This window comes from Emticicia sp. SJ17W-69 (genome assembly GCF_051209875.1).
Taxonomy (GTDB): Bacteria; Bacteroidota; Bacteroidia; order Cytophagales; family Spirosomataceae; genus Emticicia.
In genome coordinates, this window is sequence record NZ_JBNTQY010000001.1 from 5,417,351 (window position 1) to 5,430,084 (window position 12,734).

General features: G+C 35.9%; 12 protein-coding genes. 9 read left to right on the forward strand and 3 right to left on the reverse strand.

All coding sequences use genetic code 11. The annotated features are described in order from the left end of the window. The first annotated feature begins 26 nt into the window (after positions 1–26). The 6 genes from typA (at position 27) to ACQUQZ_RS22305 (ending at position 4,608) form a co-directional block, all read left to right on the forward strand. Complete coding sequence (gene typA, locus ACQUQZ_RS22280) at positions 27–1,847, forward strand: translational GTPase TypA (protein ID WP_435357299.1); 1,821 nt, start codon at positions 27–29, stop codon at positions 1,845–1,847. 99 nt (positions 1,848–1,946) lie between these two features. Further along, positions 1,947–2,252 carry a hypothetical protein gene (locus tag ACQUQZ_RS22285; protein ID WP_435357300.1) on the forward strand — a complete coding sequence of 102 codons (306 nt, stop codon included), beginning with the start codon at positions 1,947–1,949 and terminating at the stop codon, positions 2,250–2,252. A gap of 63 nt (positions 2,253–2,315) precedes the next feature. Then, on the forward strand, positions 2,316–2,585 hold the full coding sequence (locus ACQUQZ_RS22290; protein WP_435357677.1) for a toxin-antitoxin system TumE family protein: 270 nt from the start codon (positions 2,316–2,318) through the stop codon (positions 2,583–2,585). An 84-nt stretch (positions 2,586–2,669) separates the two neighbouring features. Further along, positions 2,670–3,707 (forward strand): glutamate 5-kinase, encoded by a 1,038-nt coding sequence (gene proB / locus ACQUQZ_RS22295; protein ID WP_435357301.1) that lies wholly within the window; start codon positions 2,670–2,672, stop codon positions 3,705–3,707. Positions 3,708–3,739: 32 nt separating this feature from the next. After that, positions 3,740–4,117 (forward strand): hypothetical protein, encoded by a 378-nt coding sequence (locus tag ACQUQZ_RS22300; RefSeq protein ID WP_435357302.1) that lies wholly within the window; start codon positions 3,740–3,742, stop codon positions 4,115–4,117. A 44-nt stretch (positions 4,118–4,161) separates the two neighbouring features. Next, on the forward strand, positions 4,162–4,608 hold the full coding sequence (locus tag ACQUQZ_RS22305; protein ID WP_435357303.1) for a GlcG/HbpS family heme-binding protein: 447 nt from the start codon (positions 4,162–4,164) through the stop codon (positions 4,606–4,608). A gap of 81 nt (positions 4,609–4,689) precedes the next feature. On the opposite strand, the gene rpsA is transcribed toward ACQUQZ_RS22305, so the two are convergent. Beyond that, entirely contained in the window at positions 4,690–6,525 is a 1,836-nt protein-coding gene (gene rpsA, locus ACQUQZ_RS22310; protein WP_435357304.1) for a 30S ribosomal protein S1, read from the reverse strand. A 372-nt stretch (positions 6,526–6,897) separates the two neighbouring features. On the opposite strand from rpsA, the gene ACQUQZ_RS22315 reads away from it, so the two are divergent. From ACQUQZ_RS22315 to ACQUQZ_RS22325, 3 genes are all read left to right on the forward strand, one after another. Beyond that, positions 6,898–7,356 (forward strand): RidA family protein, encoded by a 459-nt coding sequence (locus ACQUQZ_RS22315; RefSeq protein WP_435357305.1) that lies wholly within the window; start codon positions 6,898–6,900, stop codon positions 7,354–7,356. 191 nt (positions 7,357–7,547) lie between these two features. Continuing rightward, positions 7,548–9,962: a M1 family metallopeptidase gene (locus ACQUQZ_RS22320; protein WP_435357306.1), complete on the forward strand. Its 2,415-nt coding sequence runs from the start codon at positions 7,548–7,550 to the stop codon at positions 9,960–9,962. Positions 9,963–10,362: 400 nt separating this feature from the next. Then, positions 10,363–11,286: a helix-turn-helix domain-containing protein gene (locus ACQUQZ_RS22325; RefSeq protein WP_435357307.1), complete on the forward strand. Its 924-nt coding sequence runs from the start codon at positions 10,363–10,365 to the stop codon at positions 11,284–11,286. A gap of 65 nt (positions 11,287–11,351) precedes the next feature. Here ACQUQZ_RS22325 and ACQUQZ_RS22330 read toward each other — a convergent pair whose 3' ends face one another. Then, a complete protein-coding gene (locus tag ACQUQZ_RS22330; RefSeq protein WP_435357308.1) occupies positions 11,352–12,167 on the reverse strand; it encodes a sterol desaturase family protein in 816 nt (271 codons plus the stop codon). 23 nt (positions 12,168–12,190) lie between these two features. Next, the gene (locus ACQUQZ_RS22335) at positions 12,191–12,649 is read right to left on the reverse strand and encodes a DUF2147 domain-containing protein (protein ID WP_435357309.1); all 459 of its coding nucleotides are present in this window, start codon (positions 12,647–12,649) and stop codon (positions 12,191–12,193) included. Positions 12,650–12,734 lie beyond the last annotated feature (85 nt).

A 12,734-nucleotide genomic window follows, 5' to 3' on the forward strand; every position in this document is an offset into this window, starting at 1 on the left:
CACAACGAAATTAACAATTACATTTAATGAATAATATCAGAAACATTGCCATCATTGCCCACGTTGACCACGGTAAAACGACATTGGTTGACAAAATCATTCATGCTTCAAAACTATTTAGAGAAAACCAAGAATTTGGCGACCTAATTCTTGACAATAACGACCTTGAGCGTGAGCGTGGAATTACCATCGTTTCAAAAAACGTGTCGGTTCGTTACAATGGCGTAAAAATTAACATTATTGATACCCCTGGTCACTCTGACTTTGGTGGTGAAGTGGAACGTGTATTGAAATTAGCCGATGGCGTAATTTTATTAGTAGATGCTTTTGAAGGACCAATGCCACAAACACGTTTTGTGTTAGGAAAAGCCCTTGCGTTAGGTTTAAAACCAATCGTTGTTGTAAATAAAGTTGATAAAGAAAACTGTCGCCCTGACGAAGTGCATGAGCAAGTTTTCGATTTGATGTTTAACCTTGATGCAACTGAAGACCAATTAGACTTCCCTTGTCTTTATGGTTCATCAAAACAAGGTTGGATGAGTACAGATTGGCAAAAACCAACAACTGACATCGTTCCGTTGTTAGATGCGATTATCGCCAATATTCCTGCTTCTCCAGTAGTTGATGGAACAGCTCAAATGCAAATCACTTCATTAGATTATTCATCTTTTGTGGGTCGTATTGCTATCGGACGTGTTGCAAGAGGCGTTTTGAAAGAAGGTATGCAAATTGCTCTTTGTAAAGCTGATGGCTCAATCAAGAGAAATAAAATCAAAGAATTACAAGTTTTTGAAGGCTTAGGTAAAGTGAAAGTTTCAGAAGTTGGTTCAGGAGAAATTTGTGCAGTAACAGGTATCGAAGATTTTGAAATTGGTGATACACTCGCTGATATGGAAAATCCAGAGCCTCTTCCACGTATTTCAATTGACGAGCCTACAATGAATATGTTGTTTACGATTAATAACTCTCCTTTCTTCGGAAAAGAAGGTAAATTCGTAACATCTCGTCACTTGCGTGACCGTTTGATGAAAGAAATTGAAAAAAATCTTGCATTAAGAGTGGAAACTGGTGATACTGAAGATAAATTCTTAGTATTTGGACGTGGGATTCTTCACTTGTCTGTTCTTATCGAAACGATGCGTCGTGAAGGGTATGAATTGCAAGTTGGTCAGCCACAAGTTTTATACAAAGAAGATGAAAATGGTCGTCGTTTAGAGCCAATCGAAACATTGGTGGTTGACGTACCAGAAGAAACTGCTGGAAAAGTTATCGAATTAGCAACCCAACGTAAAGGCGAGTTGTTGATTATGGAGCCAAAAGGTGATTTACAACACCTTGAGTTCAATATTCCTTCACGTGGTTTGATTGGCTTACGTTCAAGCGTATTGACAGCCACTTACGGAGAAGCAATCATGAACCACCGTTTCAAGGCTTATGAGCCATTCAAAGGTGCTATTCCTGGCCGTGTAAATGGTTCGTTGATTGCCAGTGGTAATGGCCCTGCAACACCTTATTCAATTGATAAATTACAAGATAGAGGTGTATTCTTTATTGACCCGAACGAAGATATTTACATGGGTATGGTAATTGGCGAGCATAATCGCCAAAACGATATTGTTGTAAACGTACAGACGGCAAAACAATTAACGAATATGCGTGCATCAGGTACTGACAATAACGTGAAGATTGCTCCAAAAATCAACTTCTCGTTGGAAGATGCGATGGAATATATTCAAAAAGACGAATATTTGGAAATTACTCCAAAATCAATTCGTATGCGTAAAATTTATCTTGACGAAAACGAGCGTAAACGTGCAGAAAGCAAAAATGCTTTTGCAGGAGCTTAATTTCTGAAAACATAATAAGAGCCTTGATAGTCGAAAGATTATCAAGGCTTTTTTTGTATAAATTAGATTTATTACATTTGTATAAAACTCAAAATTACTATGGTAGAAGTAGCAAATACTCAAGAAACTTTAACCCAATTGATACATTCTTTGGGTTATTCGAGCGTGATTGACTTTGCACGAGAGCAAGCCAAAGGAATTCTTCAACAAAAAATAGCTTATTACAGAAGTCGTATTGATTTCTTTGAACAAAAATACGGAATGACTTTTGATGCTTTCTGCCAAAGCTTTGAGCAAATAAAACAACATAGTGTTTTTGAGAAAGAAGATGATAGTATCGTGTGGGAGAGTTCGCTTGACGTAGTAAATGCCTATCAAAAAGACCTTTTAACATTGAATCAATGATGGAAGAAATATTGGAAAAATACCAATCTATCATTAATTTTATTAGACCGGAAGGATAGTCAAATCTCCGAATTTAAAGCAAGACTTACTTTCAAAGATAGTTCAATCTTAGAGTTTTCGGAAGTTATTATCTTTAGTATTGCGAAGCGTAAATATTCGTATCAATGGATGGATAGTAATTTTGAGCTAAAGATTCGATGGGATAATGCCTTACATCATCGCCATATTGCGACATTTCCCCACCATAAGCATGTGGAAGATGAAAATAAAATAGAAGAATCAGAAGAAATGACCTTAGAAGTAGTGCTAAGTTTTATTGAAAAGTCTTTCTAAATTTTTGAGATATATAAGAGCCTTGATAATCGAAAGATTATTAAGGCTTTTTTTGTGTAGTTTGAAAACTGTATCTTTGCCATTATGAATCAAAAACCTATCCTCATCTTAAAATTCGGAACGGCTTCCATCACACAAAAAAATGGAGAGCCTGACGAAACAATTATTGCCGAAATTGCTCGCCAAGTAGCTACTTTACATGCTGACTATCAGATCGTTATGGTTTCTTCGGGAGCAGTGGGTGCTGGTAAACATTTTATTAAAAATTATTCGGGAGAAATCGCTGAACGAAAAGCTGCTGCAGCCATCGGAAATCCACTTTTGCTAAATATCTACGCCAAATATTTCTCAAAATACAATATCCAGATTGCCCAAAGTTTGTGCGAACGCCAGCACTTTGGTAATCGTGAACAATTTTTGCAATTAAAAGAAACATACCAAGAATTGTGGGAAAACGACATTATCCCAATTGCCAACGAAAACGATGTTGTGAGTAATCGTGAGCTAAAGTTTTCTGACAATGACGAACTCGCCACACTCATAGCCACTGGTTTTGGTGCAGAAACTATGATGATTTGCACCTCTGTTGGCGGGCTTTTGGACAAAGAGAAAAACGTTATCAGAAAAATAGAAAACATTGATAATCAAATACTTAGCTTGGTTGACAACTCAAAATCGGCTTTAGGTTCGGGTGGAATGGCTTCTAAATTGACATTTACAAAGTTGGCTACTCGCATGGGAATCAAAGTGATTATTTTTGGAATGAAAGAAACAGATGGCATTTTAAAAGCGATTCGTGGCGAAGCAGGAAGTGAATTCTCGGCACATGAAGTCAATCTTTCTTCAAGAAATAAATGGTTAGCAAGCGGAAGTTTAACAGTCGGAACTTTGCAAATTGATGCAGGAGCAGCCAAAGCACTTCAAAAACGAAATAGTTTGCTGGCAGTAGGAATCAAGAAAGTAAAAGGAGATTTTGAAATGGGTGAAGTTGTTGAGATAGTTGATAATCAGGGTATTATGTTAGCTGTTGCACGCACAAAAGTTTCTTCGGTTGAATTGGCAGAAAATCTAAAAACCTTGAATTATGAAGTTGCAAATGCCAATGATATTGTGTTGATTTGAAGAAATATTCAGTCTTAACATACCCTACAAACATGAATAAGATATACCTGCTTTATTTATTTATTGTTATATTAGCCTTTATCTTCGATTTTATTTTTGTTACCAATAGTTCTCTAAGCGATGCTCAAACACCTTTAGTACCATTTGTACAATTGATTTTTGGTATCCCATTAATTCTTATTAGCTCAATTGTTTTCTATTTTACCAAAAATACATACTTTGCCCTAAATTACAACTGGGTTTATTTATTGATACCATTTCTATTAGAAATCATTTTTTTTGCTGTCACCAAAGAGCTTTTTACCTTCTTCAAACCCGAGGCCGTTTTACTTAGATGTTTTGTATATGCAATAGGATTGGCTACCATTGTTGTGTACTTTTTTAATTGGCTTTATGCCAAAATTTTCTAATAAATTTAACCAAACACTTATCCTTTTCAAATCATCTACTCAAAATGACAAATCAAAAACTCCAACAGGTAGTCAATCAAATGTTTGAAAGCATTACTGCACAAATACCAACCTATAAAGATAGTCCAGCAGATTGGAACATTTCTAATGGGAATGTGGCTGTCTGTATCATTGATGATGCTGGAAATATTTATGGTAAAATTTGGGGTACTGATAAACTTAGAGGACGTAGCTATTATGATGTTGCTTATAGAAAAGCCTCTCAAGTTTGGATAACTGGCTACAAAACAGGCGAATTTGAGCGTTTAGTATTTACAGACAAATTGAATTATAGAGATTTTGGCATAGAGTTACCTGACCTGATGGGTTGGGAAGGCGGACAACCCATTCAATTAGATGATGAAACCCGAATCTCATGCGGATTTAGTGGTTTTAAAGGCATCAATGATTTAGCCATTGTAAAAAATGCTGCTGAGGAAGCAATGAAATAAAACTAACAGACAGTATTAATATAAAAAGGCTTCTCTTTCGAGAAGCCTCTTTTAATATATTTCAATAAGAAACGAAACTAATTAAGCTTCTGGAGTTTCTTCAGCAACTGCTGCTGAATCTTTTTTCTTAGAAAGTTTCTTTTTCTCGCCTTCTACCATTGCATCTTTCAAAGCTGAAAGTGCTGATAAGTCACCAAGAGTGGCTTTATCATCATTGTTTGATGATGTAGAAGCGGTTGCTTCTTTTCCACCTTTTTTCTTAGCTTCTTTTTTCTCTTCTTCTTTAGGAGCTTCCCAAGTTTTAGAGTGTGAAAGCATGATTTTCTTTTCTTCTTTGTGGAATTCCAATACTTGGAATGTCAAACGCTCACCAGCTTCAGCAACAGTGCCATCAGCTTTAGTCAAATGTTTCAACAAAGCGTAACCTTCGATTCCATAAGGAAGCTCAAGAGTTGCTTGTTTGTCATTTTTAGAGATGATTGTACATTCTTGGTCAGAACCTACAGTGAAGATATGCTCAAACGTATCCCAAGGATTTTCTTCTAAGTGTTTGTGGCTCAAAGCTAAACGACGATTTTCGCCATCTAATTCTAATACCAATACTTCAAGAGCATCACCAACTTTTACGAAGTCAGATGGATGTTTGATTTTCTTAGTCCAAGACAAGTCAGAAACGTGAACCAAACCATCAATACCTTCTTCTAATTCTAAGAAAATACCGAAGTTAGTCATGTTACGCACAGTACCAGTGTGTTTTGTACCTACACCATACTTAGCGATAAGATCTTGTTTTGTCCAAGGGTCTTCAGTTAATTGTTTGATACCTAATGACATTTTACGTTCTTCACGGTCAAGTGTCAATACAACGGCATCAATTTCGTCACCGATTTTCAAGAAATCTGATGGGTTACGCAAGTGTTGCGACCATGACATTTCTGAAACGTGAATTAAACCTTCAACACCTGGTTTCAATTCTAAGAAAGCACCGTAATCAGCAATGTTTACGATTTTACCTCTTACTTTCGAACCGATTGATAATTCAGCAGCCAAAGAATCCCAAGGATGTGATTCTAATTGCTTCATACCAAGTGAAATACGTTTTTTATCTTCATCAAAGTCTAAAACTACAACTTTGATACGTTGATCCAATTTCAACAATTCGTTTGGATGGTTGATACGTCCCCACGAAATATCAGTGATGTGCAATAGACCATCTACGCCACCAAGGTCGATGAATACACCGAAGTTAGTGATGTTTTTAACAACACCTTCCAATACTTGTCCTTTTTCAAGGTTAGTAAGGATAACTTGGCGTTGTGTTTCGAGGTCTTTTTCGATAAGAATTTTGTGTGAAACTACTACGTTGTCGTTAGTGTGGTTGATTTTCACAACTTTCACTTCCATTTTCTTTCCAACGAAAATATCAAAGTCACGAATTGGTTTCACGTCAATTTGCGAACCTGGCAAGAATGCCTCAATTCCATAAATATCTACAATCAAACCACCTTTTGTACGGCGTTTTACCAAAGCGTCGATAATCGCATCTTCAGTAAATGATTTCTCGATGTTGCTCCAAGCGGTCAATACTCTTGCTTTTTTGCGAGAGATAACCAATTGTCCCATTGCATCTTCTTGTTTTTCGATGAAAACTTCCACTTGGTCACCTACTGCGAGGTTAGGAAGGTCACGGAACTCAGAAATCGAAACTAAACCGTCTGATTTAAAACCAATGTTTAGTAATACCTCACGGTCAGTGATACCCACAACCGTTGCCATTACTACGTCTTTTTCTGCAACTTTAGCAAGAGTTTCGCTATAAAGTGCTTCTAATGATGCTTTTTCGGCTGCTGAATAGCCTCCGCCAATACCTTTTTTTGTGACCTTATCCCAGTCAAAATCTGCAATTGATGCTGCCATAATAGATTGATAACCAGTCCTTTGTACATCAACTTATCGGACAATGTAAGTTGAAATTGGGTGAAATTATTGAATTCCTTAGCAAAAAGGAGTGCAAAGGTACGTTTTTTTTATTAGAAAACAATAATTTCGAATGAAAGAAAGACAAAAAGCATAGAATTTAGACAAAATTGCGTTAATCACCCTTAAAAGCATTAAAACTTATAAAATCTATTTAACTCACATAATAAATTAGTGTAGCTGAGATATTTAAATTGTTAGTCAAGTTTTAAAATTTGAAAGAGGAAGTAAAATAAGAGATGGGAGAATTTTAAAATTATTTACCTTATTTTGCATAAACTAATCTTCAAACTCAAATCTCCAATCTGAAAGATGAAAAAACTTCTTTTTACTTCTATTGCTATATGTATTAGCTGTTTTTGTCTTGCTCAACACAAAGAAATTGTCAAGACCGACAAAGCACCTGTGCCTATTGCTCCATATAGTCAAGGTGTTAAATCAAATGGTTTACTTTTTGTGGCTGGACAAATTGGTCTAGACCCTATTACCAAAAAATTAGTCGAAGGGGGCTTTGAAGCAGAAACAGTACAAATCATGGCGAATATCAAAGCAGTTGTTGAAGCGGCTGGCTCAACAATGGACGACATCGTAAACACGACTATCTATATCAAAGACATCAACAATTTTGCCAAAGTAAATGAAATTTATGGCAAATATTTTAAAGGTGATTTCCCTGCACGAACAACAATCGGTGTAGCAAATTTGCCTGGTGGTGCCAATATCGAAATTGCAGTGGTGGCAGCTTTGGTTTTTAAGCCTCGTCGAAAATAATAAGCTCTTTATCTCAAAATTTCATAAAAATGCCTTGTTGCAAAATACACTTGGCATTTTTTCATATATTTGCTACTAAATAAGTGGAAGAGCTAATGTATAGATTTAATCCAAAATCATGCTACATGCTAACGGTTCGCCGCAGCGATTCTACATTCTTAATTCTCCAAACCCTTCATCATTTCATTTCAATGGAAAAACTACGATTTTCAAAAACTCTGTATGGCTTATTCCTAATGTTTTTCATGACGTTAGTTACTTTTGCCCAGCAACCAGCTACAACTCAGTACAATGCTAATACTCGTTTTGAGCAAATGGGAACAGAGTTGCCAACGCCAAACACCTATCGCACTGCCTCTGGTGCTCCTGGGAAAGATTATTGGCAACAAAAAGCTGATTATGACATCAAAGTTGAATTAGATGATGTCAACCAAAAAATCATCGGCACAGAAGTAATCACTTATACAAATAAATCGCCTGATGAATTGCGTTATTTGTGGCTACAACTTGACCAAAATTTATTTGAAAAAAACTCTATCAACGCCCTCACCAAGACTGGTGGTGTTGATTCACAAGGAATGTCATTTAATGCCCTTCGCAATGTTGACGCTCCGTCTTCAGTTTTTGGCGGCATTACAGGCGAAAAACAATACGGTTATAAAATAACAGTTGTGAAAGATGCCAAAACTGGCACCGATTTAAAATATACCATCAATAATACTATGATGCGTATTGAAGTACCAGTAGCTTTGAAACCAGGTCTTTCTTACTCATTCCGTATTGATTGGAATTATTTTATTACTGATTATTATGGCCGTTCAGGCATGGAGTTTTTTGCTAAAGATGGCAACTATAACTATTTCATTGCACACTGGTTTCCTCGCATGGCTGTTTATGACGATGTAAATGGCTGGCAACACAAACAATTTTTAGGTCAAGGCGAATTTACTTTACCTTTTGGTGACTATAAAGTAGAAATCACTGCTCCAAACGACCACGTGGTAGGTGCTACAGGCGAATGCCAAAATTATGATAAAGTCCTTACGCCTACTCAAGCAAAGCGTTTGCAACAAGCAGCCAATTCAAAAACCCCTGTGGTAATTGTTACACAAGAAGAAGCAATTGCTGCCGAAAATGCAAAACCAACGGGCAAAAAAACTTGGATTTTCAAGGCAAACAATGTACGTGATTTTGCGTTTACTTCTTCTCGAAAATTTATTTGGGATGCCATGCAAACTGACGTTTATAATAATGGACGTAAGATTTGGTCAATGTCATATTATTCTAAAGAAGGAAACCCTCTTTGGGGAAAATATTCAACTCGTGTAGTTGAACATACACTTCGCTCTTATGGTAATCGTACCGTACAATATCCTTATCCAGTAGCTATTTCTTGCCATGCAACTGCTGGTGGTGGTATGGAGTACCCTATGATTTCATTCAATGGTGGTCGCCCAGAAGCTGACGGAACATATTCTGAGCAAACAAAAGCAGGTATGATTGGTGTAATTATCCATGAAGTGGGACACAACTTTTTCCCAATGATTGTTAATACTGACGAACGTCAATGGTCGTGGATGGATGAAGGTTTGAATACTTTCTGCCAATATTTAGCAGAACAAGAGTGGGACAGAGATTTCCCTTCACGCCGTGGTGAGCCACAAAATATTGTGCCTTATATGAGAACAGAAAAATCTCAACAAGTGCCGATCATGTCAAGTTCAGATAATATCATGGCATTCGGGCCCAATGCTTATGCAAAACCTGCTACAGGCTTGAATATTTTGCGTGAAACTGTCATGGGTCGTGAATTATTCGACTATGCTTTCAAAGAATATGCTCGCCGTTGGGCATTCAAATCACCAACACCAGCAGACTTTTTCCGCACAATGGAAGACGCTTCGGGAGTTGATTTAGATTGGTTCTGGAAAGGTTGGTTCTATGGTGTTGAGCCTTCCGACCAAGATTTAGCAGAAGTACAATGGTTTGGAATTGATAGCCAAGATGCCACTGCCAAAAAAGCTGCCGAAAAAGCAGATTTCGATGCAAAACGTGAAACTTTAAGTAATATTCGTAACAAGACTGACATTAAGCAAACTGTTGTTGAGGCAGATTCTTCAATGAGAGACTTCTATAACTCTTACAATAAATTTGCTGTTACAGATGCTGAGAAACAAAAATCAGAGCAATATAAATCAAGTTTGAGCGAAGATGAACGTAAGTTATTGGAGTCTGGTATGAATTATTACGTGGTAAACATCAAAAATAAAGGTGGTTTACCAATGCCAGTGATTCTTAAATTGGATTTTGAAGATGGTACAAACGAAATCGTGAGAATTCCAGCAGAAATTTGGCGTTTGAATGATAAAGAAATCAAAAAGACCATTCCAACAAAGAAAAAGGTTGCCAAGTTTACGCTTGACCCATTCTATGAAATTGCTGATATAGATACCGAGAACAATTCGTTCCCTCGTGAGCCTCAGCAACCAACCAAATTCCAAGCATTCAAACAACAACGTCGTTTTGGGCCTCAAGGACTAAACCCTATGCAACAAGCTAATCAAAACAAACCTGCTGGTACGCAAACAAGTGGAGGCAGGAATTGATTAGTAGGGATTAGGATGTAGGTTTTAGGAGTTAGGTTCTATGGCTTTGAAATGAAAAAAATTAAGAGCAAAATACTTTTAATGTTAAAAACCTACATCCTAAAACCTATTTTTGAACAAAACGAATAAAACGTTGTACTAAAAAAGGCTCTATTTGAGCCTTTTTTTATGCAGAATAGCGGAATTTTACTACTAAACACAATAAAACCAATAGTAAATATGTTTAATAAAAATTAGATTATTTTTAGAAAATTGGTCTAATTTTTGCCAAAGTGTATGACGAAAGGAACATTCTTTTATTTTTATTTGTTAAAAAAAAATACGGAAATTATTAGATTTGTCCAAATTTGTTAATACATTGCACATAATATTCTAAGCATCAACGAAAATTTCTTTCACCATGGAAGACTATAATAAAATTATCGAATCACTGGGCGTGAAGTTTGCCAAAGCCCGTCACATCAGAATCTTGCAAACTATCAAAATCAAGAATGTTTATGATGTAGAAAATCAAATTCTGGTTTTGTATAACGGTGAAGTTAAATTAGCTGGTAACGAAGAAAAAGTAATGCCAGGCGATTTACTCTTCATTCCAGGAGGGAAAGCAGCTACACTCACTTATGGAGAAGGTGAGCCAAAAAATATTTCTTACGAAGAATTTATGACTCGTAGAGAAAGTTATTTTGAATCAATGACTGATCCAAATACAATCGGGCAAATACCAAACTCTTTTGGTTTGATTGCATTTGAAGCAAAAGTTTTTGACTCAGTAAACTTCTTTACTTCTTTAGATATTCCACCGTTTTTCATCAAAGCTCATACAAAATTAGCTTCTTTGATTCACGATATTTTGAAAGAAGATTTCTCCGACGATGCAGGTCGTGGACGAGTGATCAGAAATAAAACTGAAGAAATTGTTATTGAAATTGTTCGTCATATCTTGAAAAATAGAATGTTTGTTGAGCAATTAGCTACTAATAGCACTTATTTCAAAGATCCTCGTTTGATTGACATTTTCACTTATATCAAAAATAGCCTTCCTGGTGATTTATCTAACAAACAATTGGCCAATGTTGCCAATGTTTCGGAAGACTATGTTGGTCAATATTTCAAAATGTTGACGGGTATCAATCCACAAGATTATATCGAATACCAACGCATGGAATCGGCAGTTACTTTGCTTCGTACTTCTAAGAAAAGTATTCGTGCTATCGGGCATGAAGTAGGCTATAAAGATACCGCTTATTTCTGTCGTCGTTTCAAGATGATGTTCGGAATTCCAGCAGGAAAAATGCGTAGAAGAGAATCTTTAATGATTGGATAATTTCTAATTTTAATACAAAGTCAGCATAGCCTACTATGCTGACTTTTTTTTGCCATCACACACACTTATTTTCCTCGATATTTACCCAAAGGCATCAAAACCAAGTTTTTAACATTCTCATTCTCCTCTGCTTTTAAATGGGTATCAACCCCAAAAACTGTATTTTTTGCATCTAATTCCATAAAAGTCCCGAAAACCCTATCCCAAATACTTAATACATCTCCATAATTACTATCTGTATAAGGCACTACATAGTGATGGTGTACATGATGTAAATTAGGCGTAATAAAAAGCCAACCTACGATTTTATCAACTTTGTTTGGTAAACGAAAATTAGCATGGGCAAAAACATTTGAAGCAATTTGAATAAATTGACGAAAAATCAAAGCCCAAAATGATGCTCCCGACAAGAAAACCCATAGGACTAAAAAAGACAAACGAATAAATGTTTCACCTGGATGCTCACGAAGTGTTGTTGAAACATCAACTACTGTATCACTATGGTGAACCAGATGAAATTTCCAAAGCATTTTTACATGGTGCATCAGCACATGATAGGCGTATTCACAAAAATCTAAAAATACGAATGTAATAAGGAACGAATAAATAGAGTTATGGATAGATGGAAGCCAATTTATCAATCCAAAATGATGTATTTTATCGAAACTAATCGTTTTCAACAAAATATAACCCAAAAGTAATTGCACCGGAATAGCTGGAATTGTAAAAAAAGCATTGGTTAATGCGTGTTTCCACCTTTTATAATTTTTTGTAACACCAAAGAAGTTCTCAATGTTCCAACAAATAAAAATACTTGCAGTCAGTAACACAACCCGATGCCAATCAGGGGCATCGGAAAAATAATTGATTAGGTTTCTCATTTTATAAATAAAGGTTAGTGTTTCTAATTTACTCGGTGAAATTCGAGATTTTTACCAAACAGTTCAATTCCCCAATAGCCTCGGACTATCAAAGTATTAGGATCTTTTAAACGAACAACAGCACTATAGGTTCTTCCTGAATTTGGGTCATAAATTGTTCCATTTTCCCAAGTACTTTTGCCATTATATATCAGGTTTTCAACGACTTCCAATCCAAGCCACTTTCTACTTCTAAGTTTAGGGTTAGGGTTTTCAGTGTCTTTGAAATCTTCCATATTTGGAGTTTCAGGAATACATGCAAACCAAATAACCTTACCAAAATAAAAGTTATTCTTTTTATACATTTCAACTTTTAAATCATGCTCTTCGGAGAGCCATTTCCCAATTATTTTATCGGAGGCTGAATTGTCAACTATTCTAAGAGGTTTAGAATAGTTTTGTACATTTATAAGCAAAAAACTAATAAACAGCAGTGTTTTCATTGTGGTTACGTCAAAAAAAATATCTTTTTTGCGAATATACTTTTGTTATTTTAAACTTATATTGGATGCAAAATTCTTTAATTAA